Origin of the sequence: Flavobacterium cutihirudinis (assembly GCF_003385895.1) — a bacterium.
Classification (GTDB): domain Bacteria; phylum Bacteroidota; class Bacteroidia; order Flavobacteriales; family Flavobacteriaceae; genus Flavobacterium; species Flavobacterium cutihirudinis.
Genome location: NZ_QRDQ01000009.1, coordinates 125,326 through 151,093, shown reverse-complemented (window position 1 = coordinate 151,093; position 25,768 = coordinate 125,326). Strand labels below are relative to the sequence as shown.

Sequence of the window (25,768 nt, the reverse complement as noted above, 5' to 3'; positions counted from 1 at the left end):
ATTTTAATATTGATATAATGTTTTGACTAACAGTAAAAACGAGATACAGCTACATGATGTAGTAAAGAAATATTTGTTGTTTTGGGAGTTATTATATCTTTTAAATCTAATATGGGCTTATAAAAACCAACTCCTTTGGTCTTTTTTGGAGGTATGAATGTATGTAGAATAGTTTGGCTTTTACTTCCTGGGCAAGTCGTAGAAGTTACGGTCACCGAAGTTCCATTCCATTGATCGAGCTTTGAAATATCGACTAAGCTTAGTTTTACATAAAATTCCGCAACTTCTCCTGGAGCAAGCGTAATTGTTTTATTCTGAGGACCATTATTTTTGCTCTCCAGTCTATTGTTTAATAAAACATTGTTGGTTGTTGCGCTTCCGTCAGGATTTTCTGCAAAACTTGAAAAGTTCTCGGCAGACAATTGATAGGTATCAGTATTCGTTCCAGTGTTTTTAACTTGTAGTAAAAACGAAACTTCAGAACCATTGTACTTTTGTTGATTTTCTCCGTCAATGGTTATTTCAGAATTACACGAACCAGATTGCGAATATGCAATTGAGGTAATTAAAAAACAAAGCAGACCAAAAAAGCTCTTCTGAAAGATATTTTTTCTTTGCGAAAAAATAATCTTACAATTGGTAACAAATTTTACTGCTTTTTCAAGAGTAGATTTAGTTTTCATATTTTAAGATTTAGTTTTGTGGTATTTATGAAATTTTAACATAATCAAAATTATATTAGAGTTTTTGTAATTAAATTTTTTTGTCTGTAACTAACCTAAAAACTCGTTCAACTACTCTTTTTTAGCAAAATATTGTCTAAAAAAAATGCTTTTTTAGTCCGTTTTAGCAAATTTTATTCTTCATTTTTCTTCCTTATTTCGTCAAAAATGCATCTTTTGAATCTTTGTAAATAACTAATAATCAATTATTTAGTTAAAATTTTATCTATTTGTAAAATATCGACGAAATGATTGTTTTAATAGATGAAGTACACAATTTGTAAAAACTCAAATCATGATTTTTCTGGATTGTTAAAATTTTGAGGATTATGAATTCTTGTTAAAATTTTAGTTAAATGTTAACAGTTATAAAAAAGTGGGAAGGATTAAAAATTCTTTTGTAAATTAGAACTTAGAAAAAAGTTTGACGCAGTGCATTTATTTTAAAAATCTCTTTTTATGAAAAACTTAATCTTAATTCGACACGCAAAATCAAGCTGGGAAGCACCTCTAAAAGATTTTGACAGACCTTTAATGAAAAGAGGTATATTAGATGCGCATGATGTGTCTTCAAATATTTCAAAATACCTTCCAAAAACCTATATAATTTGGAGTAGCAGTGCCGCACGCGCTTCAGAAACGGCTCTTATTTTTGCTCAAAATATTTCTTATCCTATAGAAAGCATCATTTTCAAAGATGAACTTTATACTTTTGATGAACGACAGCTCGAAAAAGTTATCAAATCGTGTGATAATAGTTTCGATAGCGTTATTCTTTTTGGACATAACGAGGCTATTACAAATTTTGTTAATAAATTTGGGGATGTTTTTATAGAAAATGTTCCGACTTCAGGTTTTGTTTCCCTGCAATTTGATTCAGAGAGTTGGGATGCTCTCAATAAAGGCAAGACACATAAAACAATTTTCCCCAAAGATTTAAAATAAATAAAGTGTACGAACAGAAATATATCGATAGAGAAAAAAGTTGGTTAGCGTTTAATGCAAGAGTGCTTCAGGAAGCAGCAGACAACACAGTGCCACTTTTAGACAGACTGCGTTTTGTTGGAATTTTTTCAAACAATTTAGATGAGTTTTTCAGAGTTCGGTATGCTGCAATTCGAAGATTGAGCCTTTCTGGTATTTCTGGCGAAAAGTATTTAGGCGGTATTTCTGCCCATCAATTAATTAAGGATATTACAGAAATAGTTATTCAGCAGCAGTCGGAGAGCTTACGTATTCTAGGAAATATTGAAGCCGAACTGGAAGCTGAAAATATCTTTATTATAAACGAAACTCAAATTACTCCAAAACAGGAATGTTTCTTAAAAGACTTTTTTACACAAAAATTGAGTCCGGAGTTGGTTACTATTATTTTGAATGATTTGGCAGTTTTTCCGGTTTTAAAAGATACTTTGGGTTATTTGGCCGTTCGTTTAGAGCTTGCAAATGATGAGGTTCGTTATGCTTTGATTGAGATTCCGAAAAATATCAACAGATTTGTGGTACTTCCTTCGGATGATGATAAACAATATGTTATTCTTATTGATGATGTAATTCGTTTTAAACTAAAAAACATCTTCAATATTTTTGATTCTAAAAGTATTTCGGCACATATGATCAAAATTACGCGCGATGCACAGTTGGATATTGACAGTGATTTGAGTAAAAGTATGCTCGAAAAAATCTCCAATTCTGTAAAAGACCGTCGTATAGGCGAACCGGTGCGCTTTATTTATGACAATTTAATTGAAGAAGATACGCTGCAATTCTTTTTGGAAAAAATGAAAATTGTAGAAACAGATAGTATCATTCCAGGCGGAAGATATCATAATCGTCGTGATTATATGGATTTTCCAAACTTGGGACGATATGATTTATTGTACAAACCAAATGAGCCTTTGCCAGTTCCAGGTTTAAGTTTAGATGGCAGTATTTTAGAGAAAATTAATAAAAAAGATTATTTGGTTCACGCGCCTTATCAGTCTTTTTCGTATTTAACGAAATTCCTGCGTGAAGCGGCTTTAGATCCAAAAGTTACAAGTATTAAAATTACGCTGTATCGTTTGGCAAAAAATTCGCAAATTATTAGTTCGCTTATAAATGCTGCTAAAAATGGTAAAAAAGTAGTAGTTCAAATTGAACTTCAGGCGCGTTTTGACGAAGCCAGTAATATTTCGTATGCGGAACAAATGCAGACGGAAGGAATCGAGCTTATTTTTGGAATTAAAGGCTTGAAAGTTCACAGTAAAATATGTGTAATTGAAAGACTCGAAGAAGGAAAAACACGTCGTTACGGATTTATCTCAACTGGAAACTTCAATGAATCGACAGCAAAAATCTACACAGATGTTACGCTGTTTACCTGTCATCAGGGAATTTTAAAAGACACATCAAAAATATTCGAATTTTTTGATATCAATTATAGAGTGCATCGATACAAACATTTAATTGTATCTCCACATTATACCCGAACTAAGTTTATAAAACTAATTGATCGCGAAATTTTGCATGCTCTGGCCGGAAGAAAAACGCATATTAAATTAAAAATGAATAGTTTATCTGATTTTAAAATGATTGATAAACTATACGAAGCCAGTAATGCCGGAGTAAAAATTCAGCTACAAGTAAGAGGGATTTGCTCTCTAATTCCAGGGATTCCGGGAATGAGCGAAAATATAGAAGCAATAAGTATTGTCGATAACTATTTAGAGCATTCAAGAGTTTATATTTTTGGAAATGCCGGTTTAACCGAAGTATATATTTCGTCAGCCGATTTTATGACTCGAAATCTTGACGGAAGAGTTGAAGTTACTTGTCCGATTTACGACTTAGAAATCAAAAAAGAACTGATTGATAATTTTAATATCGCTTGGAAAGGAAATGTTAAAGTAAGATATCATTCATATAAATTAGATAATAAATACAAGCCTCGAAATCATCATGCCCCATTTAGAGCGCAATTTGAAACCTATAAATATTACCAAAAAAAGATTGAGGTAAGTGAAGCGGTTCCGCAAAAAATAAATTAATTAAAAAACAATTTCAAATCATAAAGCGAGCATGATTAATATTAGGAAGTTTGCAGCAATAGATATCGGTTCAAATGCCATGAGGCTTCTGATATCGAATGTTGTAGAGCAGGAAGGTAAAGAACCACAGTTTAATAAAAGTTCCCTTGTTCGTGTGCCAATTCGTTTAGGTCAGGATGCCTTTACTGTTGGAGAAATTTCACAAGAAAATATAGATCGAATGGCTGATGCTATGAAAGCATTCAACCTTCTGATGAAAGTACATAAAGTAGAACGTTATATGGCATTTGCAACCTCTGCAATGCGCGAGGCTTACAATGCAAAAGAAGTTGTGGCTTTAATTAAGAAAAAAGCCGATATAAAAATTGAGATTATCGATGGTAAAAAAGAAGCAGCTATTATTGCTTCTACAGATTTACATCATTTAATCAAATCAGATGAAACTTATCTTTTTGTTGATGTTGGAGGTGGAAGTACTGAGTTCACCTTATTCTCTGACGGAAAAATGATTACTTCAAGATCTTTCAAAGCGGGAACTGTTCGTTTACTGAATAATATGGTGCACGAAGTAGTTTGGGATGAAATTGAAAAATGGATCAAAACGAATACTGCAGATTATGATGAGGTAACGCTGATAGGTTCTGGAGGAAACATCAATAAGTTGTTTAAAATGTCTGGAAAACAGCAGGAAAAACCGCTTTCGTATATTTATGTGAATTCGCAATATGCATTCCTGAATTCTTTGACATACGAACAAAGAATTGCCGAATTAGGACTGAACTCTGACCGTGCCGACGTTATTATCCACGCAACGCGAATTTATCTAAACGCTATGAAATGGAGTGGAGCGCGCCAGATTTATGTTCCAAAAATCGGGCTTTCAGACGGAATCGTAAAAGCGATGTATTACGGTAAAATTTAGAAAAAAAATAATGCCACAGATTAATGGATTTACAAGGATTAAGAGTAAAAAAAATCCATTTAAATCATTTAATCTGTGGCAAAAGAAAATAATAATCTCAGCAATTGTAAATGAATAAAACTAGACTTGAAGCTTTTAGTGACGGTGTTTTGGCAATTATCATAACCATTATGATTTTAGAAATTAAAGTGCCGGAAGGACATGAATTCGCCGATTTAAAACCGCTTATTCCTAAATTTTTAAGCTATATTCTGAGTTTTATTTATGTTGGAATTTACTGGAACAATCATCATTATTTACTTCATGGTTTATCTAAAGTCAATGGAAAAGTGCTTTGGAGTAATTTGCACTTGTTGTTTTGGCTTTCGCTGATTCCCGTTTCAACCGGCTGGATGGGAGAGCATAATTTTGAGAAAGCATCTATGGCTTTGTACGGAATTATTTTACTGCTTTGTGCCATAGCTTACGTTATTTTGCAATACGTAATTATGTGTAGCGAAGGCGAAAATTCTCCTTTGCGAAAAGCACTTGGCAAAGATTTAAAAGGAAAAGTATCAGCGGTTTTATATATCATCGGAATTATTTCTTCGTTTTACAACGAATGGATTTCTGGTGCAGCTTATTTTATTGTAGCGATGCTTTGGCTTATTCCGGATAAAAGAATTGAGAGGGTTTTTGATTCTAAAGAAAATCTATGAAATCAGTTTTTCAGTCCATTCAACAGTTTCCTTCTCAGGAGTTAGATCTTTTAGACGATTTAATTACAGTTCGAACTTTAAAGAAAGGCGAACTTTTGTTGACTGAAAATCAGGTTTGCAATGAAGTTGTTTTTATTAAAAAAGGAATTCTAAGATCATTTTTTGTCAATCATAAAGGCGACGAAATCACAAACTGTTTTGCATTCGAAAATGAATTTATGGCCTCTTTTGCTAGTTTTATTACCAAAGAAAAAGCCGAAGAAAATATTCAAGCTTTAGCCGAAACAGAATTACAGATTTTAGATCGAAAAGCTCTGGAAAAATTATATCAATCTGGTTCTAACTGGCAGGAAACAGGAAGAAAATTAACTGAATTAGAGTTTGTTAATCTTCATAAAAGAATGGTTTCTTTTCAGAAATTATCGGGTGCACAGCGTTACGAAGAACTTTATAGAAATCATCAAAAGTATTTACAGTTAATTCCGTTGCAATATTTAGCTTCGTATTTAGGTGTAACTCCAAGGCATTTAAGCCGAATTCGAAAAGCATTGTAGATAAGATTTTGCGTCACAGAGTTTTTTTTAAAAAGATGTATTTCTTTCATCATATACTATGTGTTCAAATCTAGATTTGTTCCATACTCTTTTTCTAAAATAGATTCTATGTTTCTATGTGTTTAATTTTTTCAAATCTAATTAAGACGAAAAAAGCATTTTGGGACATTTGTCTAGTAAAATCATTTATCCTAATAGTATTTTTGAGAAAACATTCAATATGAAAAAAATACTGATTATAAACGGACATCCTAATGCTGAAAGTTTTAACTTCGGAATTGCAGAATCGTATAAAAACGGAGCAATTGCTTCCGGATCGCAAGTTGAAATTATAACAATTGCCAATTTAAACTTCAATCCAAATTTGCAATTTGGTTATCAAAAACGAACAGAATTAGAACCGGATTTGCTAGATTCCTGGGAGAAAATAAAAAGAGCCGATCATCTCGTTTGGATTCATCCTGTTTGGTGGGGCGGTCTTCCCGCAATTACGAAAGGTTTTATTGATCGTTTGTTTTTACCTGGAATGGCATTTCAATACAGAGAAAATTCAGTTTGGTGGGATAAATTATTAAAAGGGAAAACAGCACATATTATTACTACATTAGATCAACCGGGTTGGTATTATCGATTGTTCTTTGGAAGACCGAGCGTCAATCAGCTAAAGAAATCCACTTTGGAATTCTGCGGAATAAAACCGGTAAAAGTCAGTTATATCGGAATTATAAAAACGTCTGATACTGACCGAAGAAAAAAATGGCTGGAAAAAGTTTATAACTTAGGTTTCCGAAATAAATAGAAAACTTAACCATTCAACTCCAACCCAAATGTACTTCTTAAAAGCTCGATGTTTGGGTTGATTTCCAAGAAGCGATTGTAGCGATCCTGGTCGTTGTAACTTCTTTTCATTTCTATTTTTTCGTTTACAACCACTTCAATAGTAATATCATGGTTATGCAAATGACCTTTTAAATGGCCTAATAATCCATTTATCTGACCTTCAAATTCTAGTTTAGAACCTTCGTTTGGAAGCTCATAAATGATTTTTGTTCCATCTAAAACAGGATCGTTGATCAATAAAATAGATTCCATAATCTTGAAACCTTTCTGACCTAGACGTTCAGCATATTTGTTCCAGTGCAGCAACATATCGGTTTCGTTAAATTCTTCTGTAGGTAACACAGATGAAGGTTTAACATACGATTTAGTGCTCGCTTCCAGTTCTTTTTTCTTGCGAATACTTGCTAAAGAAAATGCAGAAACTTTTGGATTGCCTATTTCGGCTCTTGGTGTTTCTGGAGTTTCATCAACTTGTTCAGGTTGAGGAATTGTAGTTTTAGTTTCTGTTTGGGCTTCAGAAGTTTTACTTGTAGTTACAGATGGACTTTCAACTTTCGGCTTTTGACTTTCGACTTCAACAATAGAATAACCTCCGTTTTTAAAATAAACGGGGGGAATTATGAATTGCTCAGCTTTTTTTTTTCTCCATCAAAATTGATAGAGGCCAATTGCATCAAACATAGCTCAACTAAAAGTCGCTGGTTTTGACTCAATTTATACTTTAAATCGCAGTCGTTTGCAATGTCAATTCCTTTTAATAAAAATTCCTGTGAACATTTTTGAGACTGAACGCTATACATTTGTTGCGCTTGCTCTCCAACTTCAAGCAAAGCGATAGTTGCAGGAGTTTTGCTGACTAATAAATCTCTGAAATGAGAAGCTAATCCGGCAATAAAATGATGTCCGTCGAAACCTTTAGAAAGAATGTCGTTGTAAGCGATTAGAAGTTCTGGGATTTTGTTTTCCAGAATCAAATCGGTAATTGAAATATAAGTTTCGTAATCTAAAACGTTCAGGTTTTCAGTTACGGCCTGACGCGTTAAGTTTGTTCCGCAGAAGGAAACTACACGGTCAAAAATAGATAAAGCGTCGCGCATTGCACCATCTGCTTTTTGAGCAATAATGTGAAGTGCGTCATCTTCAAAATTGATTCCTTGGCTTGCAGCAACATCAGCCAAATGTTCTTTAGCATCTTTTACCGTAATTCTTTTGAAATCAAATATCTGGCAACGAGATAAAATCGTCGGAATGATTTTGTGTTTTTCTGTCGTCGCTAAAATAAAAATAGCATGTTTTGGCGGTTCTTCTAACGTTTTAAGAAAAGCATTAAAAGCAGCCGAAGACAACATATGAACCTCGTCAATAATATATACTTTGTATTGTCCGGTTTGTGGCGGGATTCGAACCTGATCAATCAAGTTTCGAATATCATCAACCGAGTTGTTTGAAGCGGCATCTAACTCAAAAACGTTAAATGCAAAATCTTCATTTGGATCGTCATATCCAGGCTGATTTATCTTTCTAGCCAGAATACGCGCGCAAGTAGTTTTTCCAACTCCACGCGGTCCGGTGAACAAAAGGGCAGAAGCAAGGTGATTGCTGTCAATAGCATTCAACAAAGTGTTTGTAATGGCTTTTTGCCCCACAACATCCTTAAAGGTCTGCGGGCGATATTTACGTGCCGATACTACAAATTGTTCCATATTCTATTTTATTCGATAGCAAATATAGAGTATAATTTAATGATTTAAAAATTTAAAAATTGAAAGATTTTTAAGTGGTTGAATTGTAGAAAGAAAAAAATATTTTCTGTCGGGTTTGAAAAAAAAGTAATAGTTTTATTGTAAAAACAGAAAGCTGATAAACGTATAAATCATGAAGAAATATTTGATATTTTTAGTTTTGCTTACCGGATTTGCTGTAAAAGCACAAAATGCAACTCAAAAGACTCCAATTTTTCAATTACGTATTTATGAAATTTTCGAAAACAACAAAAAAGAGTTTAATGAACGTTTTCGTGACCATGCGATGCGTATTATGAAGAAATATAATTTTAAGATAACTTCTATTTATGAATCAAAATCAGATAAGAAGACGGAGTTCGTTTATTTTTTAGAATGGCCGGATGAAGCCACGATGAAAAAAGCCTGGGAAGATTTTAGAAAAGATCAGGAATGGATTGACATTAAAAAGGAATATACGGCGAAGTACGGTGACGTTTTGGGCAATATTGAAGATCGGGTTTTAACTAAGGTTGATTATTCGCCGAATTAGATTTTTTATTACTATTTTGATGAATTCTTATAAAATAAATGACAGTTTGTCAATTAAATTCTTTAAATATATTCGAATGAAGAACACCTTTATAATCTTTGCTATTTTTCTTTTTTTTAGTTTAAATTGTTTTTCTCAGGTCAATGAAAAAATTGATGAAAGTTGGAAAGACGTTAAGGGAAATCTTCAAGTAAAAACCGAAATTGTTTTAAAACTGACTGCTATATTGCGGAATTCTAATAAAATAAATAATGCAGAATTAAATCAAATAAATTCTAATGCTAAAGATTTAAAAATTGAATGTAGAAAAGAGGTTTTGAATGGACAAGCGGTTAAAGATCTGAAATTAAAGAGCGATAATCTCAATAAATATCTGGTTAGAACATTAGTTAATATCGAACTTGATTCAAAATTGAAAAGCAATAAAAATATTATAACTATAATGGATGAGTTGTCTTTGGCAGAAAATAATATTTACAGTAAAATTAGAAAGTATAATGAAATATGTAGCAGTTTAAACAAAAAGGAGCTGATTTATATATTTAGGTCCGAGTCAAAATCTCCCCAAGTAGAATTTTAAATAAATATAACTCTTGATTCTCGAGTCAATGTTAGATTTTATTATATGAATTCTATTTTTTACTGGAAAAAATATAAATTCCTCCCAATATCATATAATCTTTTAATAGTTAATCTATTTAATTTTAGGTAGTTAATTGTTAAATATAGCGTTATGAAAATTCAATCAATTTTATTGGGAATGGCACTTGCTGTTTCTTTGCTGTCATGCAGTCCAAAGGATGCTGATTTAGAAAAAGAAATTAGCGAAAAACTAAATACACCCGGAGTGCACGTTACTGTACATGAAGGTGTTGCTACAATTACAGGAACCTGTGATGATGAAATTTTTAAAAAGAATATTGAGCGTTCGGTTAAATCAGTGCAAGGAGTAAAATCGGTTGTGAATAACTGTCAGATTCCGGTGCCGAATGTTGAACCGGCTGCAGCTACTGTTGTAATTAATTCAGATGCTGATTTAGATAAATCGGTAAGTAAAATTGTAGATTCTTACGATGGTGTCAGCGCTACTGTTGTTGGAGGTGTCATTACACTTTCGGGAGAGATTAAAAGAGATAAGCTGCAACCACTAATTCAAAGCATTCAGGAATTAAAGCCCAAAAAAGTGGATAACAAATTAACTATTAAATAAATTGTTATGAGTTTACAAGATAAATATAGAGAATTAACAGATCTTGCTTCTCAGCTGGAAACAACAGATTTGCAAGTAAGAGAACAGGACAATGTATTGTATATTGATGGCAAAGTAAAATCGGCGGCGGAGAAAGAAAAACTTTGGAATGCTTATGGCGAAATTGATCCTGATTACAGATCGGGCGATGTGGTTATGAATATTGAAGTTGAAGAAAGTGTTTCAAGAGAATATACTGTTGAAGTTGGTGATTCTCTTTCGAAAATAGGAAAAGCTTATGGCGTTTCCTGGCAGGATATTTTTGAAGCAAATAAAGATATTATTTCAAATCCTGACTTGATTCAGCCGGGATGGAAACTGAAAATACCAACAGTATAGAATTGAAAAAAAATTCAATAAAAAAAATCCAAATTCCAATTTTACATCTTGTAAGATTGGAATTTGGATTTTTTTGTTCCCAAGTTTCATATTGGGATTTAAGAAGACTACCTTCCCCTAATACTTAAGTTAAACAAAAATTGTGCTGTTTCCTGATCTGAATCGGCTGAAAAGCCAGCAACATAAACTCCTTTTTTTCCAGAAGTTGATTTAATTCCGTATACAACTGCCTCATCGCCCGGGTCTGATTCCCCCTCGTATCGATACACATGAACAATTTCAAATTTCTCAGGATTCTTTTTAATCACGTCAGCATTTCGATTAAAATCGCACGTAAATCCTTTTTCATTCAATTGATCTAAAGCCTTTGAAACAGTTGCGTAATGATACATTCTTTTCATGATAACTGAATTTAAAAATTATGGAATTTTAAAGATAACTAATTTAAAATTAAATCGTTATGATAAAACTCATAAAATCGGAAATTTAAAGTGATTATTGTTAGTTGATAAATCGCTATTTTTGCACCGCAGACCGCCTTATCGTCGCTCCGATTCATCGGAGGGGAGGAAAGTCCGGACACCATAGAGAAGCATAGCGGGTAACACCCGTCGGTCTTAGAAATAGGACAAGGACAAGTGCAACAGAAAGTATGTACAGGTAATGCTGTAGTGAAACCAGGTAAACTCTATGCGGTGAAATACCAAGTATATCAGCATTTAAGGGCTTCTCGTCCGTTGTTGAAGGGTAGGTAGCTTGAGTTCCGAAGTAATTCGGAATCTAGATAAATGATAAGGTATTGTTAGCAATAACAAGAACAGAATCCGGCTTACAGGTCTGCTTTTTTTATTTTTGAAGATATAATTACTTCTAGTCTTCTTTCTTTATCACTAGTACCAATTTAATTTTTTAGGTTTTTAATTGATTTGATGCTATTAAAATTTACGTTTTTGATTTGTATCTTTGTGACTTAGCGCCTTTGTGGCATTATAGGAATGTAATATGAAAACAAGAATCGGAATTTTGGGACTTGGTGGTGTAGGCGGATATTTTGGTGGACTTTTAGCAAAGGCTTACCATAATTCTGATACAGTTGAAATTGTTTTTATTGCACGTGGAGAAACTAAAAAAGCAATTGCAGAAAATGGTTTAAAAATCATAACTGATGAATCGGAAACAATAGTTCATCCCGCTTTGGTTTCAAATGTTCCTGAAGAAATAGGAAAACTGGATTACCTGATTTGTGCTACCAAAACATATGATATTGAAGAAAGTCTGACTTCTTTAGAAAATTGCATCAAAAAAAGCACTATCATTTTGCCTCTTTATAATGGTGTCGATGCGCAAGAAAGAATTCAGAATTTGTTTCCGGAGAATGAAGTTTTACAAGGTTGCGTATATATTATTTCGATGATATTTTCACCAGGAACAATCAGAAAATTAGGATTTTACGAAAAACTTTTTTTTGGATCTAAAACAGCTCCGTTGGCAAAATTAGAAGAACTACATCTTATTTTACTTGCCGCAAAAATCGAAAGCCATTTGACAAAAAACGTAAACGAAACGGTTTGGGAAAAGTTCATTTTTATTTCTGCTCTTGCAACTGCAACTTCTTACTTAAATCAAAATATTGGTGAAGTTTTGACCAATTTAGAATCTAAAGTTGTTTATATCGAATTGCTTCATGAAATTGAAGATGTGGCCAATGCCAAAGGATTAAAACTGCCGGAAGATATTGTGGCGCAAACGATTGTCAAATTAGAAAAATCGCCAAGAGAAGCTACTTCATCGATGCATCGTGATTTTATGGCCGGTAAAAATACGGAAGTCATTTCGTTAACTCAGTTTGTTGTCAACGAAGGAAAAAAATACGGCGTAAAAACTCCTCTATACGAAAAGATTGCCGCCGTTTTGATTAAATAATTCTATGATTCGTCTTTTGTGGTACGAACCAAACTTATTCCCGACATAAAGAAAACAATTCCTAATACGCCATAAATAATCAGCGATTTTATATCTCTGGTTTGTCCTGATGTGCCGGAAAAAATCACGGCTGTATAAATAAGTCCTGCTATTCCGAGAATGGTAAGTAATCCTCCGAAAAATCTTTTTAGGTTCATGATGATTCGATTTAATGTTCTTAACAAATTTAGGTTTACAAAGCTTAAGTGTTGTTATACAATTGTTTACTAAAATTATATGATTTCAAGGAAGAAAATTCAATCTTGTAAGATTGAATTTTGTAAGAAAATAATTTTGTTTTTGGTTGCATGATGTAGTTTAAATGCTATTTTTGCCAGCAACTAAACCTAAACAAAATATGAAAAAAAACTACTTTTTGCTGTTACTATTACTTGCAACGATCCCTTCGGTTTATGCACAAGACGAAGCTCCGATTTCTGTAGTTAAAAATCAATTTAAAATAAACATGTTATTTCCCGGATTTGTTTATGAACACGGATTTTCAGAAAAAAACACACTTTATTCTGAAGCCGCTTTCGGGCTAGGTTATAGTTACAGCGATTTTTATGGAGAGTCAAATGTTTATATTGTTCCGTTAATTAATGAACAACTTCGTCATTATTATAACTTACAAAAAAGAGCAACAAAAGGAAAAAGAACAGAGCGTAATTCCGGAAATTATGTAGCGCTAAATGCTTCTTATTACTTCAAACCTATTTCAGGCAATTCAGATCATTTTAACTACGTTCCCTCGTCTACAATTGCAGTACTTTGGGGATTGCAACGTACTTATAAAGGAAGATTAAATTTAGAATTTAATATTGGTCCGGGTGTGAATATTAGCGAAATTGAAACAAAATTTGCGCTTCCCGTTAATTTTACTTTAGGTTGGGTTATTGGAAAATAAATCAAAAACATAAAATAAAAAAACCTTGATACATCAAGGTTTTTCTATTTTAAATTCTAAGCCAATATTTCGAACACTTTCTATTTTGATTTTTGGATCAGAATTGAAATATTTTCTCAATCTGCTGATGAAGACATCCATGCTTCGTCCTGAAAAATAATCGTCTTTTTTCCAAACCGACATTAAAATCTCGTCTCTCTTTAATAATTGGTTATGATTTAGATACAAATACTCAATCAGAGCAGCTTCTTTCTCTGTAAGTTGCTGGACATGATTTTTATTATTGAGCGTTAAACGTTCGTTATCAAAAATATACGAACCAATTTCAATTATATTATTTCCTTCCAGACTTCTCTTTTGTTCGATTCTCTTTAGTATATTCTGTAAACGCAGAATGAGTTCGTCGACTTCAAAAGGTTTTGCGATATAGTCGTCTGCGCCGAGTTTTAAGCCAATGAGTTTGTCTTCTTTCAATTTTCTAGCAGTCAGAAAAATAAATGGAATTTCGGGATTGATTGTTATGATTTTTTCGGCCAAAGAAAATCCGTCCATTTTGGGCATCATCACATCAAAAATGCAAATGTCAAATGTCTGGTTTTTGAAATACTCTAAAGCTATTTCTCCATTTTCTGCCCAGATTACTTCAAATTGATGTAGTTCTAAATATTGTTTTAAAATCGCAGCAAAATCAAAATCGTCTTCGGCTAAAAGTAGTCTTTTCAAAATATGGTAATTAAACTTTTAATAAAATAATAAACTGAGTTCCTTTTCCTAAATCACTAATCACGCTAACCGTGCCTTGATGCGCTTTTACGATTTGATCAACATAATACAATCCTAATCCTAAACCTTTTGTGTTGTGTAGATTTCCTTGTTCAACACGATAAAATTTATCAAAAAGCAATGATTGTTTGTTTTTTGCAATGCCAATTCCGTCATCTTCAAAACTGATAGAAAATTGATTTTCAACGATGCTGGTTTTGATTGTTATGGTTTTTGAACCATATTTTACGGCATTTTCTAAAACATTCAAAAAAGCCGTGGTTAAATGAAATCTATCCAGCGTTAAAATAGTTTTCGAGGTTTTAAAATCGGTTTTAAGATTAATTTTCGGAAATGTAATTTTAAAATCGTTTACAATGGAAAGCAAAAAATCTTCGGTTTCAATTTTTTCTTTTTGTAATTCGATTTCATTTTCTGCCAATGAATTCGCCATAACCTGATCAATCAAATTTTGAAGACGATTGTTTTGACGTGAAATTGTATTTACAATAGAATTGAAGTTTTCATCGTTATCACGAATACTTTTTTCTGCCAGGATTTTTGTTGAAATTCCTAAAGTTGCCAAAGGTGTTTTAAGTTCGTGCGTGATGTTATTGATAAAATCGGTTTTTACATCGTTCACTTTTTTTAGTCTGATTAAGGCTCTAATAGCAAGTACAAAAAGACTTATTAATGTCAGAATGGAACATAATGACAAAATTAAGACAACGGTCATTCGTCTTAAAATTATCTTTTCCCAATCGATGACCGAGACATACATCGAATCTTCGGTAAGCAATTGATAATTCTCATTTTCAAGTGTTCCGTTTGTAGTTCCAACATAATTCCGAACCAAAAAAGCATGATCTAATGAAGCGAGATTTCCGTATAATTTATTTCGAATAAAAGGTTTTTGAGAGAAAATAGTATCTCCCTTTTTAGTGTTTTTATACAGAATAAATTTGTTGAGGACAATCGCAAAATCGATTTTCAAATTGGGTAATTCTCTTTCAAATTTTCTTTGGATTCTCAGGGTTAATGCATCTTGAAAATCATTTTCCAGAATTCCGTTTTTAATGTCGGTTTTAGTCTTTTTTCCCTGAATATATTTTTGGGTTAAATCTTTATAAAGCGCCTCCTTTTTACTTACAAGAACAGAATCAATATCGCTGTAATTGTTAGAAATCTGTCCTATTTCATTTTTGATTTCGGTATGAAACTGCGCGACTTTATAATCGTAAGTTGTTTTCACCAAATAGCATTGCACTGTCGACAAGACAATGAGTGCGACAACCGAAAACCCGATTAATAAATTGATTCTTTGTTTCATAAAGTATTTATTATGATTCAAAAATAATGCTTTTGTAAAACAAAAAACGCATTAACTCCGCATTAACCTTCAATTAACTTTCAGAACTGCTTTTTCAGAGCACTTTTGCAGCATTGTAATCTCAATTTTTAAAATGAATAATATGTCCATGCCAGTAAAACTCTTTCTCTTTCTTTTGTTTTTCCTTATTTCATTTATTGCAAATGCGCAGAATGAAACGTCAAAAGACTCTATTTCAAACAATCTGAATGAAGTTGTAATTACTCAAAACAAAAAAGCGTTTTCAAATTCGAATGGAAACATAAAAATTGATGTTGCCAATTCGGTTTATAATACAATTCCAAATCCGGTTGATTTGCTTTCGAAATTGCCTTCTGTGCAAATAAGTTCGGATCGCGAAAGTATTTCGATTGTTGGCAGAGGAAATCCTTTAATTTATATTGATGGGCAAAAAGCAACGATGAACGATCTGAATACTTTGTCAGTTGCCGATATAAAAACAATCGAAATCATCAAAAATCCATCTTCAAAATATGAAGCAGAAGGTCGCGCTGTCATTTTAATTACCAGAAAATTGAGTAAAAAAGACAGTTTTAGAACCGAAATTACTGAAGTGGCCTCGTTTAAAAAGAATTACAATAATTACTTAGGATTCAATTCGAGTTTCAAAAAAAACAAATTAGAATGGAAAGCCAATTTCAATTACAATTGTCGAAATCCTTGGGAAAATCATAGTATTGCTTATGAAATTCCGCAAGCTTCAATTGTTTCCAATTATGATGTTACGGCAAATTCGCATATTCACCAGTATATTTTTGGCGGAGGTTTATTTTATAAAATAAATGAAGAAGATTATTTTTCTGTTAATGCAAACGGAAATCGAAGAAATGACACTTTTGATATTGACACTTTTACTTTTAATCAAAATCAAACTGACGTAAACGATGTTTTTACATTCAGTGAAAATTCAAGTAAAAAGAATTTTGCAAACGCATTTCTTAATTATTCCAAAAAGGTGAAATTTATCGATACGAAGCTTTTTGCAGGTTTTCAGTATTCCAACTTCAATCAGCATTTGTTAAGTTTGGTGCAAAACAATTATAATGAAACCCAGCTTGAATTATCACAAAATCGGAATCAGAAATTCAATGTTGATGTTTTTTCAGGACGTATTGATTTAGAAAAAAAGCTCAAAAATGAAATGAATCTGGAATACGGCGCACTTTATTTAAAAGCAAATTCTACATCAGATTCTGATATTTTTGATTTTGACAAAAATGAAAATGCCTTTCTAAATTATGGTTTTAAAGAAGAAAATCTAGCTGCCTATACGCAGTTTTCGGGCAAGGTAAAAAAGGTAGATTTTTCTCTTGGATTAAGAGTTGAAAACACCAAAGCAAAAGGACAGTTTAAAAGAGATCTTTCTCCATTGATTGATAAAAATTACACCAATGTTTTTCCGAAAGCAACTTTTACATTTCCTATTGACAGCACAAAAAGCATCAATGTAAATTATGCTAAAAGTATTATTAGGCCTAATTATTCTTCCTTAAGCCAAATTGCGACCTATATAAATCCTTATTTTATTTATGGAAATAACATCAATCTGAATCCAACATTTAATGATGAAATTTCGACACTTTTTCAATATCATGATAAAACGATAAAACTAAGTTATTATCAAAATCGAAATCCGGTTTATCGCAGTTTTATTTTTGATGATCAAACGAATGTTTTGACTTTTACTGAAATCAATTTCAAAAAAGAAAGCGGTTTTAATATCGATTTTACTTTACCGTTTACGTATAAAATTTGGACAACAACAAATTCTTTAATTTTTATAAAAAACAAAATTGAAGATGATTCGGCACTTTTTAATTCGTCAAAACCCTATTTGTATTATTACTCTAATAATACATTTAAGCTGCCTAAAGAATTTACTTTTGCCTTTTCATTTTGGGGAATGACAAAGCAAAAAGAAGGCGTTTTTGAAAGACGAGCCAATTTTGTATTTGATATGTCGCTGGCAAAAACCTTTGGAAAAAATTGGAGTTGCATTTTAAGTTATAATGACATCTTTAGAAATACGATTTATGCCGAAAATTTTACGATAAACAATATAAGTTCGAAATCCAGATATTTGGTTGATGCAAATGAGATTTCTATTTCGGTCAAATATACTTTTGGGAAAATTAAGGAAACCGAATTCAAAGAAAAAACCGTTGATGAGAATCAAAACAGAATTCGATAAAAATAGAAATTCCCTTGAAAATCAAGGGAATTTTGTATACTTAAAAAGGAAAAATTATCCTTCGTCGTCTTCTGTTACTTTTATTGGTGTATCACCTGGAAGTTCTTCGTCATCATCAGTTGAGTTTAATTCGAAGAAACTAAAATAAGATCCACCATAACTTTTCTGAAAAGAAAAATTACTCAAATGATCCAGTTTTGTATATTTTGAATGTTCAATAATCATCATTCCGTCTTCGTGTAGCAAATCTCTTTCGAAAACCAATAAAACTATTTTTTCAAAAGTAGCCTGATCCAATCCGTAAGGCGGATCGGCAAAAACAATATCATATGAAGTTTTGCAGTTTTCCAGAAATTTGAAAACATCGCTTTTTGTCGCGGCAATATCAAAATCATATTCAGATGAAACTTGTTTGATGAATTTCACGCATCCAAAATCACCGTCAACAGAGGTTATTGGTGCACTTCCGCGTGAAGCGAATTCATAACTGATATTTCCGGTTCCTGAAAATAAATCTAAAACCTTTAAGCTGTCAAAACTAAAATGATTGTTCAAAACATTAAACAATGCTTCTTTGCTCATATCAGTTGTTGGTCGTACAGGAAGGTTTTTTGGTGGAAAAATTCGGCGGCCTTTGTGTTTTCCTGAAATGATTCTCATGATTGAAATAAAATATAATGTTTTTGGTTTTCTGCTGTTGTGAAGCTATTTTTTTGCTGTAAAGTGCTTACATCCATAAAGGATATATTACGAATGTATTTATACGCAATGGCATAAAACGGATCGTTTTTGTCTATCGTGCCCAACAATTCGAGTGGAAAAATTTCCGGATTTAAGTTCGTTTGTTCGGCAGTAAATAGTAGGTAATATATGAAATCTTCAGGGGTTTGGTATTCAAACGAATTGAACAAAAGCAATTTTTGGTTTTGAACCACAATTACTTCAAAATGGCCGTGATTAAAATTGACCACCATTTTCTTTTCGTCATTGTTTCTTGAATTGTCTAAAATCTTTTCGACTAAAATACTATTCGCATGTTTGTAGTCAAAAGAGCCAACATTGTCAATCAAAAAATTATTGATATTCACGTACGGAATATAAACCGAATTCATCTGATAATTTGAAATCTCATCAAAAGTGAAAAAGTCAGTTTCAAAAACTTTTGTATTGTATTGCAAATAACTTCCAAGATAATCTTCGTCAAATAAAGGTTCTGGCACAAACGTCGAAAGATTGTTTGTGTGAATCACCATTACTTCGTCGTAAGTACTTTTTAGCTCAGGATTATTTTTGAAAGCTTCGCTGAATAATTCTTCAATTCTATTAGGTTTGTTTGTGGCTTCGAACTTTATTTCTTTAAAAGAAGTAATAATATTATTTAAAGTATCGAAACAGCAAAATGAAAATCCAGTCAGGGAAACCTGAATTGAAAGTTTTTTGTAGTTTTTGGAAGTAATGTTAGTATTTTGCAAAGACATATTGATTTACAATTCGTTACCTGTTTTTGAATCAAGAAAGAATTAAGGCGACCACAAACTTACAAATTAAAAAGCAACAATAATAATTGCAATTTCAAAAAACAATTTTAAAGAAAAGTTAGGAAGACGTTATGGTACTATTATTTTTTTTGAAATAGAAAAGAGAGATAACTCAAATTATGTTTGAGATTAAATCATACGCGGATGAAACGGATTCGCTATCGCGAAAACGCTGAAAAAAACGGATTTAGTTTTAAGAATTTAAAAATTCGCGCAAATCCGTGTCTTCGCGATAGCGAATCCGTTTCATCTGCGTCAGTATCTTCAATATCATAACTTTTTAAATGAACTTATATCACTTATATGGTTTAAACCATTTAAAGTTGAAATTGCGATTAAAAAAGACGAACTTTGTATGACAATTTTACCTTATGAATTCAGCATTATTTTACGGCGTTTTACAAAAAAGATTCCCTTTTGCACCTACACACAAACAAGATATTTTTTTTCAGAAGATTGCGATTTTTTTAACCGAGCCTCAAAACGATACCATTTTTGTATTGAAAGGATATGCCGGAACGGGAAAAACAACGGTGATTTCGACTATCGTAAATAATCTGGGAGACATTAATAAAAAGTTTGTTTTGCTTGCTCCAACAGGGCGCGCTGCAAAAGTGATTTCAAATTATTCGAATACAGCGGCATTTACCATTCATAAAAAAATATATTTCCCGAAGAAATCATCGGGTGGCGGAGTTGCTTTTACAAAACAAGTCAATAAACATAAAAACACCATTTTTATCGTCGATGAAGCTTCGATGATTTCAGATAGTACACTCGACAGCGGATCACTTTTGGATGATTTGATAAACTATGTTTATTCCGGAAGCAATTGCAAAATGATTCTTTTAGGAGATACAGCACAGCTGCCTCCAGTGAATTTAGATATTTCTCCGGCACTTGATATTCAGACTTTAGGTGTTCATTATGATAAAGAAATAGAGCATATTGAATTAGATGAAGTGATGCGTCAGGAAGAAAGTTCAGGGATTTTATTTAATGCAACAGAACTTCGTGAATTGCTGAAAGAAAGTTTTATTACAGAGTTTAAATTCAATGTAAAAAAGTTCAAAGATATTGTTCGCTTGACGGATGGATACGATATTCAGGACGCAATAAATACAGCTTACAGTAATTATAGTATTGAAGATACGGCTTTTATTGTTCGATCGAATAAAAGGGCAAATCAGTATAATGAACAAATCAGAAGCCGAATTTTATTTAAAGAAAGTGAACTTTCGGTTGGTGATTTTTTGATGGTTGTTAAAAACAATTATTTCTGGCTCAAAGAAACCGATGAAGCCGGTTTTATTGCCAACGGAGATATTATCGAAGTTCTGGAAATGTTCGGAATCAGAGAATTATACGGGTTTACTTTTGCGAAAGTGAAAATCAGAATGGTCGATTATCCAAATCAAAAACCTTTTGAAACGGTTTTGATTTTGGATACCATAAAAAGTGAATCTCCATCATTAACGTATGAAGAATCAAATCGTTTGTACGAAGAAGTAATGAAGGATTATGAAGATGAACCAACGAAATATAAGCGATTCCAAAAGGTAAAAGAAAACGAGTATTTCAACGGTTTGCAGGTTAAATTCTCTTATGCGATTACGTGTCACAAATCGCAAGGAGGGCAGTGGAATACGGTTTTTATTGAACAGCCCTATTTGCCAAACGGAATCGACCGCGATTATATCAGATGGCTTTATACGGCTATGACGCGTGCCAAAAATAAGTTATATTTGATAGGATTTAAAGACGAAAGTTTTGAGGAATAAAAATTTTAGCCACTCCCGATAGCTATCGGGATAAAAAGATTCTCACAGATTTATTACGAAGTATAAACGCTTTTTTGTCTCACGCAGATTTTGCAGATTAAACAGATTTTTTGATAGCATTTTTTTAAATTGATAATCAGCTCAATCTGCAAAATCTGCGAGAAAATTTTAACGTGCGCTAAAAAATCTTTTTAATCCTTTTAATCTGTGGCAAAAAAAAACTTAACAATGACAACACTAAACGACTTACATTCGATTTCGTCAACGTTTTCGAATACAGATAAAATGCCGGTTCTGTTTTTAGGACACGGAAGCCCGATGAACGCTATTGAAGAAAATCAGTTTGTTACTGGTTTTCGTGAATTGGCTAAAACTTTGCCACAGCCAAATGCAATTTTATGTGTTTCGGCGCATTGGTTTACGAAAGGAACAAAAGTGACTTCAATGGAAATGCCAAGAACCATTCATGATTTTGGAGGTTTTCCGCAAGCACTATTTGATGTGCAATATCCGGCAAAAGGAAGTCCGGAATTAGCTTTGGAAACTAAAAAAATATTAGATCCAGTTCAAGTCGAATTAGACGAACATTGGGGTTTGGATCACGGCGCGTGGAGTGTAATCAAACATTTATATCCAAACGCAGATGTTCCGGTAATTCAGTTGAGTATTGATTATACAAAATCTGGGCAATATCATTTTGAATTGGCTCAAAAACTCCAATTATTGCGTCATAAAGGTGTTTTAATTGTGGGAAGCGGGAATATCGTTCACAATTTGCGTTTGGTTGATTTTAGAAATTTTGACAAAGACAATTACGGTTACGATTGGGCAATTGAAGCAAGAGAAACCGTAAATAATTATTTGTTAGACGGAAATTTCCAGCCTTTAATTGATTTCGAAAAAATGAATAAAGCTGTTCAAATTGCAATTCCAACTCCAGATCATTATTTACCATTATTATATACTTTAGGTTTAAAAGAAAAGTCAGAAGAATTAAGCTTATTTAATGACAAATTATTAGCAGGTTCTTTGAGTATGACTTCGGTTAAAATAATGTAAGCTTTATTATCTTTTTAAATTATAGGCATATAAATAACCATCTGCGCTTCCAAAATAAACGGTATTGTTGTTTATGAATGGCGATGAAACAATTGGACCTAATTTGTAAAACTCATCCATTACTTTTTGGTTTTCGGCATAAACAGATAAATCGGCTTGTTTGGAAGCGTATGTAAAATCAAGATGATTGTTGTTTAAAATTTCAGGAGCATATTTTTTCCTGTTTTCAGTACTTACAAAATCAGATTCTTTTCCGTTTGAAAGCAAGTTTAAAGCGAAAAAATTACCGCTAAAATCGCCAAAATAAGCCGTGTTTCCTGATATTGCAGGCGAAGAATAAATATAGCCGTTTCCTTTAAATCGGTATTTTTCCTGTCCGGTTTTTGAATCAAGTGCTAATAAAGCATAAGTGTCGGAAGTTCCAACATAAAGTGTATTACCTTGAACAACAGCCGAACTCAAAATCCAGGAATTTTCGGCATTGTATTTCCAAACTAATTTTCCGGTTTCTGCATCAAGCGCAAATAAAAAAGGATCTCTGGCTCCAAAATAAACCAATCCATCTGAAATTGCTGCAGAAGCCTGAATACCTTTAAATCCAGTTTTGACTTCAGTTGAAAAATGCCATTTCTCTTTTCCGGTTTTACAGTCTAAAGCGTAGAAAATTCCATCCCAACCTCCAAAATATAAATTCTCTTTTTCAATAACAGGAGTACTGTGAATAGGTTCATTGGTTTTGAAAGTCCATTTTAAAGCACCATTTTTTGAGTCGACTGCGTACATATTTCCATCACTGCTTCCAAAAATTACTAAAGCATTATTTTTGTCTTTGTAAATAACGGGCGATGATAAATAAAAACCCCATAAATCGTTCATTAGCCTGTCGTTTGGTTTCATGCCCCACATTCCGATTTCTCTGTACCAATGTTCGCCTTTGGTTTTAAACTTCCAGATTTCTTTTCCGGTTGTTGCATTTACGGCATAATAATACCCGTCGAAACTTCCAAAATAAACAATATTATTATCGATGCTGGCCGAACTGTGAACTGCGCCATTGGTTTTGAATTTCCAGTTGATGCTTCCTGATTTTTCATTGATGCAGTATAAAAAACCGTCTTCACTTCCTATATAAACTGCTCCGTTTTTAACAATTGGCGAGGAAAAGATTTTTCCTTCTGTTTTAAATTTCCATTTTAAATCGGCCAATGGTTGATAACCTTTTCCATCAAAAACTCGATTTGTAAATGCATTGATGGTTTTATTTTGAGAAAAAGCATTGGAAGTAAAAATTAAAAAGAAATAGAGCAGGATAGAAGTAAAGGTTCTTTTCATGTTTTTTTATATAAAAATAAAAATATTCTAAGAAACTAAATAGCAATGCTTTAATGAAAATGTTATAAAAATATTTTTGAAAGCTCTTTGTGAATGGTATTTTGTTTTTATAGGGAAATAGTAAAAGAACTCGTCAAAGTTTTCCAATCGTTTTCTATTGATGTGATAATGGTCTAAAAGTTATAATCTGTAGAATTTGTTTAAAAAATAAATTTGCTGAGATAGTAAAATGTTTCATGTAAAAATGTTTATTTTTACATAAGTAATTGTTTATCAGTTGATTGTTTGGTTTGTGTCTTCTTTTTAAGTAGTTTTTTAAATGCCTTTTGTGATTAACTGGTGATAATTTAAAAAAGGATAGAAGATGTTTACAAATTAAGTAAAAGTGCGGCATCAGCACTATAATCACTGATAAAATTAAGATGAATCCAAACAAAGCATTATGGGAAAAAGGCGATTTTACGCGCGTTGCAGAATCTATGAGAGAAAGTGGTGCGGAATTGGTAGCCAAAATTGGAATTAAAGAAAATACTAACGTTTTAGATCTCGGTTGTGGCGATGGCACTACTGCAATACCTTCGGCAAAAATAGGAGCCAATGTTTTAGGTGTTGATATAGCAAGAAATTTAGTTGAAGCTGGTAATATTCGTGCAAAAAAGGAAGGATTGGATAATATTGTATTTAAAGAAGGTGACGCAACCGATTTGAATGAATTGAAAAATCAATCTTACGATGTTACGATGAGTATTTTTGGAGCAATGTTTGCCCCAAAACCTTTTGATGTTGCTAAAGAAATGGTTCGTGTTACACGGCCTGGAGGTAAAATTATTATGGGTAATTGGATACCGGGAGATCCAACGTTGATTGCACAAATCTTGAAAGTTAGTTCTGAATTTACACCACCGCCTCCTGAGGGTTTTGTAAGCCCAATGCTTTGGGGCATTGAGGATAACGTGATCGAAAGATTCACAAATGCAGGTATTCCTAAAGAAAACATTTCTTTTGAGAGAGATACCTTTACATTTAAAGCGGCATTCCCACCTTCGGAGTGGCTAAATCGTTTAAAAAATTACTATGGTCCAACTATGAATGCTTTCGAAGCTGCAGAACAAAATGGGAAAACTTCGGATTTGTATGCTAAACTTGAAGGATTAGTTAATAGCCAAAACCAAAGTAATGACGAAAATTCTACATTAATTCCCGCAACTTATCTTCGTGTTACAGTTTTGGCTTAATAAATAAGATAAGAAAGTTGTTGTGAATAATCATGTATTGTTGGCTAGTAGAAATAAAATTCTTCAATATGATTTTATCCTTTACAGAAATAGAAAAACAGAAAATTTAAAAGTAATTTTTGCATATTTGCAAACACTTAAAACCGGTGAAAATTAAATTACTAAATTTTGAGTTTTTTAAGCTCAGTAAAATATAAGAATGAAAATAATAGCGGTAATTCCAGCCAGATATGCTTCAACACGTTTTCCTGCAAAATTAATGCAGGATTTGGGAGGCAAAACAGTAATTTTAAGAACGTACGAAGCTTCGGTAGCAACAAATTTATTTGATGATGTTTTTGTAGTAACCGATTCTGATTTAATCTTTGATGAAATTGTTTCCAATGGCGGAAAAGCAATCATGAGCATCAAAGAACACGAATCCGGAAGTGACCGAATTGCAGAAGCTGTTGCTAATCTTGATGTTGACATTGTGGTAAATGTGCAAGGTGACGAGCCTTTTACAGAAGCAGGACCTTTAGCGCAGGTTTTATCAGTTTTTAAAAATGATCCTGATAAAAAAGTTGATTTGGCTTCACTAATGCGTGAAATCACAGATGAAGAGGAAATAAATAATCCAAATAATGTAAAAGTTGTGGTTGATCAATCGCATTTTGCATTGTATTTTTCGAGATCGGTAATTCCGTATCCGAGAGAGAAAAATGCCGGAGTTCGTTATTTTCAGCATATCGGAATATATGCTTTTAGAAAACAGGCTTTATTAGATTTTTACAGTTTACCAATGAAATCTTTAGAAGCCTCTGAGAAGTTAGAGCAATTACGTTATCTAGAATTCGGAAAGCGTATTAAAATGGTGGAGACAACGCATGTGGGAATTGGGATTGATACAGCTGAGGATTTAGAGAAGGCGAGAATGATGTTGAAGGATATTTAATTAATTGATAATTGATAATTGATAATTGATAATTGATAATTGATAATTGA

At 32.5% G+C, this 25,768-nt stretch carries 27 protein-coding genes and 1 other RNA gene; 18 read left to right on the top strand and 10 right to left on the bottom strand.

Translation table 11 applies throughout. The annotated features are described in order from the left end of the window. Positions 1-26 precede the first annotated feature (26 nt). The gene (locus BD847_RS11695; protein WP_115888466.1) at positions 27-683 is read right to left on the bottom strand and encodes a COG1470 family protein; all 657 of its coding nucleotides are present in this window, start codon (positions 681-683) and stop codon (positions 27-29) included. 498 nt (positions 684-1,181) lie between these two features. Between BD847_RS11695 and BD847_RS11690 the strand changes: the two genes are divergently transcribed. The 6 genes from BD847_RS11690 to BD847_RS11665 all read left to right on the top strand — a co-directional run bounded on the left by BD847_RS11690 (position 1,182) and on the right by BD847_RS11665 (position 6,724). Beyond that, positions 1,182-1,667, top strand: a complete 486-nt coding sequence (locus BD847_RS11690; RefSeq protein WP_115888465.1) for a SixA phosphatase family protein — start codon at positions 1,182-1,184, stop codon at positions 1,665-1,667. 5 nt (positions 1,668-1,672) lie between these two features. Beyond that, entirely contained in the window at positions 1,673-3,751 is a 2,079-nt protein-coding gene (ppk1, locus tag BD847_RS11685; RefSeq protein WP_115888464.1) for a polyphosphate kinase 1, read from the top strand. A 31-nt stretch (positions 3,752-3,782) separates the two neighbouring features. Continuing rightward, positions 3,783-4,673, top strand: a complete 891-nt coding sequence (locus tag BD847_RS11680) for a Ppx/GppA phosphatase family protein (RefSeq protein WP_115888463.1) — start codon at positions 3,783-3,785, stop codon at positions 4,671-4,673. 110 nt (positions 4,674-4,783) lie between these two features. Beyond that, a complete protein-coding gene (locus tag BD847_RS11675; RefSeq protein ID WP_115888462.1) occupies positions 4,784-5,371 on the top strand; it encodes a TMEM175 family protein in 588 nt (195 codons plus the stop codon). Then, positions 5,368-5,925: a Crp/Fnr family transcriptional regulator gene (locus BD847_RS11670; protein ID WP_115888461.1), complete on the top strand. Its 558-nt coding sequence runs from the start codon at positions 5,368-5,370 to the stop codon at positions 5,923-5,925. The genes BD847_RS11675 and BD847_RS11670 overlap by 4 nt, the downstream gene beginning before the upstream one ends. A 220-nt stretch (positions 5,926-6,145) precedes the next feature. Further along, positions 6,146-6,724, top strand: a complete 579-nt coding sequence (locus BD847_RS11665; RefSeq protein ID WP_115888460.1) for an NAD(P)H-dependent oxidoreductase — start codon at positions 6,146-6,148, stop codon at positions 6,722-6,724. A gap of 5 nt (positions 6,725-6,729) precedes the next feature. Here BD847_RS11665 and BD847_RS11660 read toward each other — a convergent pair whose 3' ends face one another. After that, positions 6,730-7,107, bottom strand: coding sequence for a DNA polymerase III subunit gamma/tau (locus BD847_RS11660; protein WP_244201592.1), 378 nt, complete (start codon positions 7,105-7,107; stop codon positions 6,730-6,732). A gap of 275 nt (positions 7,108-7,382) precedes the next feature. After that, complete coding sequence (gene dnaX / locus BD847_RS11655) at positions 7,383-8,468, bottom strand: DNA polymerase III subunit gamma/tau (RefSeq protein WP_115888458.1); 1,086 nt, start codon at positions 8,466-8,468, stop codon at positions 7,383-7,385. Between the two features lie 172 nt (positions 8,469-8,640). Here dnaX and BD847_RS11650 point away from each other — a divergent pair, with 172 nt between their 5' ends. From BD847_RS11650 to BD847_RS11635, 4 genes are all read left to right on the top strand, one after another. Further along, positions 8,641-9,039 (top strand): NIPSNAP family protein, encoded by a 399-nt coding sequence (locus tag BD847_RS11650; RefSeq protein WP_115888457.1) that lies wholly within the window; start codon positions 8,641-8,643, stop codon positions 9,037-9,039. 76 nt (positions 9,040-9,115) lie between these two features. Then, positions 9,116-9,619, top strand: a complete 504-nt coding sequence (locus BD847_RS11645; RefSeq protein ID WP_167443854.1) for a LemA family protein — start codon at positions 9,116-9,118, stop codon at positions 9,617-9,619. 153 nt (positions 9,620-9,772) lie between these two features. Then, positions 9,773-10,249: a BON domain-containing protein gene (locus tag BD847_RS11640; protein ID WP_115888455.1), complete on the top strand. Its 477-nt coding sequence runs from the start codon at positions 9,773-9,775 to the stop codon at positions 10,247-10,249. Between the two features lie 6 nt (positions 10,250-10,255). After that, positions 10,256-10,627, top strand: a complete 372-nt coding sequence (locus BD847_RS11635; protein WP_115888454.1) for a LysM peptidoglycan-binding domain-containing protein — start codon at positions 10,256-10,258, stop codon at positions 10,625-10,627. Positions 10,628-10,734: 107 nt separating this feature from the next. Here BD847_RS11635 and BD847_RS11630 read toward each other — a convergent pair whose 3' ends face one another. Then, positions 10,735-11,028: an SH3 domain-containing protein gene (locus BD847_RS11630; RefSeq protein ID WP_115888453.1), complete on the bottom strand. Its 294-nt coding sequence runs from the start codon at positions 11,026-11,028 to the stop codon at positions 10,735-10,737. 125 nt (positions 11,029-11,153) lie between these two features. Here BD847_RS11630 and rnpB point away from each other — a divergent pair. Together rnpB and BD847_RS11620 are read left to right on the top strand one after the other, a co-directional pair. Continuing rightward, an RNA gene (gene rnpB, locus BD847_RS11625) (RNase P RNA component class A) lies at positions 11,154-11,475 on the top strand. Positions 11,476-11,629: 154 nt separating this feature from the next. Beyond that, entirely contained in the window at positions 11,630-12,550 is a 921-nt protein-coding gene (locus BD847_RS11620; RefSeq protein WP_115888452.1) for a ketopantoate reductase family protein, read from the top strand. Between the two features lie 2 nt (positions 12,551-12,552). Here BD847_RS11620 and BD847_RS11615 read toward each other — a convergent pair whose 3' ends face one another. Beyond that, a complete protein-coding gene (locus BD847_RS11615; RefSeq protein WP_115888451.1) occupies positions 12,553-12,747 on the bottom strand; it encodes a hypothetical protein in 195 nt (64 codons plus the stop codon). Positions 12,748-12,947: 200 nt separating this feature from the next. On the opposite strand from BD847_RS11615, the gene BD847_RS11610 reads away from it, so the two are divergent. Further along, complete coding sequence (locus tag BD847_RS11610) at positions 12,948-13,496, top strand: hypothetical protein (protein ID WP_115889004.1); 549 nt, start codon at positions 12,948-12,950, stop codon at positions 13,494-13,496. A gap of 33 nt (positions 13,497-13,529) precedes the next feature. On the opposite strand, the gene BD847_RS11605 is transcribed toward BD847_RS11610, so the two are convergent. Both BD847_RS11605 and BD847_RS11600 read right to left on the bottom strand, forming a co-directional pair. Then, positions 13,530-14,219: a response regulator transcription factor gene (locus BD847_RS11605; protein ID WP_115888450.1), complete on the bottom strand. Its 690-nt coding sequence runs from the start codon at positions 14,217-14,219 to the stop codon at positions 13,530-13,532. 10 nt (positions 14,220-14,229) lie between these two features. Then, a complete protein-coding gene (locus BD847_RS11600) occupies positions 14,230-15,588 on the bottom strand; it encodes a sensor histidine kinase (protein WP_115888449.1) in 1,359 nt (452 codons plus the stop codon). Positions 15,589-15,736: 148 nt separating this feature from the next. On the opposite strand from BD847_RS11600, the gene BD847_RS11595 reads away from it, so the two are divergent. After that, the gene (locus tag BD847_RS11595) at positions 15,737-17,839 is read left to right on the top strand and encodes a TonB-dependent receptor domain-containing protein (protein ID WP_244201591.1); all 2,103 of its coding nucleotides are present in this window, start codon (positions 15,737-15,739) and stop codon (positions 17,837-17,839) included. Positions 17,840-17,893: 54 nt separating this feature from the next. Here the strand turns inward: BD847_RS11595 and BD847_RS11590 are convergent, their stop codons facing one another. Beyond that, entirely contained in the window at positions 17,894-18,499 is a 606-nt protein-coding gene (locus tag BD847_RS11590; protein WP_115888447.1) for an RsmD family RNA methyltransferase, read from the bottom strand. After that, complete coding sequence (locus BD847_RS11585; protein WP_115888446.1) at positions 18,496-19,317, bottom strand: DUF3822 family protein; 822 nt, start codon at positions 19,315-19,317, stop codon at positions 18,496-18,498. Before BD847_RS11585 ends, BD847_RS11590 begins: the two co-directional genes overlap by 4 nt. Before the next feature lie 431 nt (positions 19,318-19,748). Here BD847_RS11585 and BD847_RS11580 point away from each other — a divergent pair, with 431 nt between their 5' ends. Both BD847_RS11580 and ygiD read left to right on the top strand, forming a co-directional pair. Beyond that, positions 19,749-21,158: an ATP-dependent DNA helicase gene (locus BD847_RS11580; protein ID WP_115888445.1), complete on the top strand. Its 1,410-nt coding sequence runs from the start codon at positions 19,749-19,751 to the stop codon at positions 21,156-21,158. A 228-nt stretch (positions 21,159-21,386) separates the two neighbouring features. Continuing rightward, a complete protein-coding gene (ygiD, locus tag BD847_RS11575) occupies positions 21,387-22,217 on the top strand; it encodes a 4,5-DOPA-extradiol-dioxygenase (RefSeq protein WP_115888444.1) in 831 nt (276 codons plus the stop codon). Between the two features lie 6 nt (positions 22,218-22,223). Here ygiD and BD847_RS11570 read toward each other — a convergent pair whose 3' ends face one another. Beyond that, positions 22,224-23,549 carry an outer membrane protein assembly factor BamB family protein gene (locus BD847_RS11570; protein ID WP_115888443.1) on the bottom strand — a complete coding sequence of 442 codons (1,326 nt, stop codon included), beginning with the start codon at positions 23,547-23,549 and terminating at the stop codon, positions 22,224-22,226. 422 nt (positions 23,550-23,971) lie between these two features. On the opposite strand from BD847_RS11570, the gene BD847_RS11565 reads away from it, so the two are divergent. Continuing rightward, positions 23,972-24,784, top strand: a complete 813-nt coding sequence (locus tag BD847_RS11565) for a class I SAM-dependent methyltransferase (RefSeq protein WP_115888442.1) — start codon at positions 23,972-23,974, stop codon at positions 24,782-24,784. A 199-nt stretch (positions 24,785-24,983) separates the two neighbouring features. Further along, on the top strand, positions 24,984-25,718 hold the full coding sequence (gene kdsB / locus BD847_RS11560; protein WP_115888441.1) for a 3-deoxy-manno-octulosonate cytidylyltransferase: 735 nt from the start codon (positions 24,984-24,986) through the stop codon (positions 25,716-25,718). Positions 25,719-25,768 lie beyond the last annotated feature (50 nt).

What these genes read in the sequence shown, in the direction of transcription:
- BD847_RS11640 (WP_115888455.1), top strand. Translation starts at nt 9,773, where the DNA reads ATGAAAATTCAATCAATTTTATTGGGAATGGCACTTGCTGTTTCTTTG.
- BD847_RS11580 (WP_115888445.1), top strand. Translation starts at nt 19,749, where the DNA reads ATGAATTCAGCATTATTTTACGGCGTTTTACAAAAAAGATTCCCTTTT.
- dnaX (WP_115888458.1), bottom strand. Translation starts at nt 8,468, where the DNA reads ATGGAACAATTTGTAGTATCGGCACGTAAATATCGCCCGCAGACCTTT.
- BD847_RS11630 (WP_115888453.1), bottom strand. Translation starts at nt 11,028, where the DNA reads ATGAAAAGAATGTATCATTACGCAACTGTTTCAAAGGCTTTAGATCAA.
- BD847_RS11690 (WP_115888465.1), top strand. Translation starts at nt 1,182, where the DNA reads ATGAAAAACTTAATCTTAATTCGACACGCAAAATCAAGCTGGGAAGCA.
- BD847_RS11635 (WP_115888454.1), top strand. Translation starts at nt 10,256, where the DNA reads ATGAGTTTACAAGATAAATATAGAGAATTAACAGATCTTGCTTCTCAG.
- BD847_RS11565 (WP_115888442.1), top strand. Translation starts at nt 23,972, where the DNA reads ATGAATCCAAACAAAGCATTATGGGAAAAAGGCGATTTTACGCGCGTT.
- BD847_RS11620 (WP_115888452.1), top strand. Translation starts at nt 11,630, where the DNA reads ATGAAAACAAGAATCGGAATTTTGGGACTTGGTGGTGTAGGCGGATAT.
- BD847_RS11650 (WP_115888457.1), top strand. Translation starts at nt 8,641, where the DNA reads ATGAAGAAATATTTGATATTTTTAGTTTTGCTTACCGGATTTGCTGTA.
- kdsB (WP_115888441.1), top strand. Translation starts at nt 24,984, where the DNA reads ATGAAAATAATAGCGGTAATTCCAGCCAGATATGCTTCAACACGTTTT.
- BD847_RS11585 (WP_115888446.1), bottom strand. Translation starts at nt 19,317, where the DNA reads ATGTCTTTGCAAAATACTAACATTACTTCCAAAAACTACAAAAAACTT.
- BD847_RS11645 (WP_167443854.1), top strand. Translation starts at nt 9,116, where the DNA reads ATGAAGAACACCTTTATAATCTTTGCTATTTTTCTTTTTTTTAGTTTA.
- BD847_RS11670 (WP_115888461.1), top strand. Translation starts at nt 5,368, where the DNA reads ATGAAATCAGTTTTTCAGTCCATTCAACAGTTTCCTTCTCAGGAGTTA.
- BD847_RS11680 (WP_115888463.1), top strand. Translation starts at nt 3,783, where the DNA reads ATGATTAATATTAGGAAGTTTGCAGCAATAGATATCGGTTCAAATGCC.
- ygiD (WP_115888444.1), top strand. Translation starts at nt 21,387, where the DNA reads ATGACAACACTAAACGACTTACATTCGATTTCGTCAACGTTTTCGAAT.
- BD847_RS11695 (WP_115888466.1), bottom strand. Translation starts at nt 683, where the DNA reads ATGAAAACTAAATCTACTCTTGAAAAAGCAGTAAAATTTGTTACCAAT.
- BD847_RS11570 (WP_115888443.1), bottom strand. Translation starts at nt 23,549, where the DNA reads ATGAAAAGAACCTTTACTTCTATCCTGCTCTATTTCTTTTTAATTTTT.
- BD847_RS11595 (WP_244201591.1), top strand. Translation starts at nt 15,737, where the DNA reads ATGCCAGTAAAACTCTTTCTCTTTCTTTTGTTTTTCCTTATTTCATTT.
- BD847_RS11665 (WP_115888460.1), top strand. Translation starts at nt 6,146, where the DNA reads ATGAAAAAAATACTGATTATAAACGGACATCCTAATGCTGAAAGTTTT.
- BD847_RS11610 (WP_115889004.1), top strand. Translation starts at nt 12,948, where the DNA reads ATGAAAAAAAACTACTTTTTGCTGTTACTATTACTTGCAACGATCCCT.
- BD847_RS11600 (WP_115888449.1), bottom strand. Translation starts at nt 15,588, where the DNA reads ATGAAACAAAGAATCAATTTATTAATCGGGTTTTCGGTTGTCGCACTC.
- BD847_RS11675 (WP_115888462.1), top strand. Translation starts at nt 4,784, where the DNA reads ATGAATAAAACTAGACTTGAAGCTTTTAGTGACGGTGTTTTGGCAATT.
- BD847_RS11615 (WP_115888451.1), bottom strand. Translation starts at nt 12,747, where the DNA reads ATGAACCTAAAAAGATTTTTCGGAGGATTACTTACCATTCTCGGAATA.
- BD847_RS11590 (WP_115888447.1), bottom strand. Translation starts at nt 18,499, where the DNA reads ATGAGAATCATTTCAGGAAAACACAAAGGCCGCCGAATTTTTCCACCA.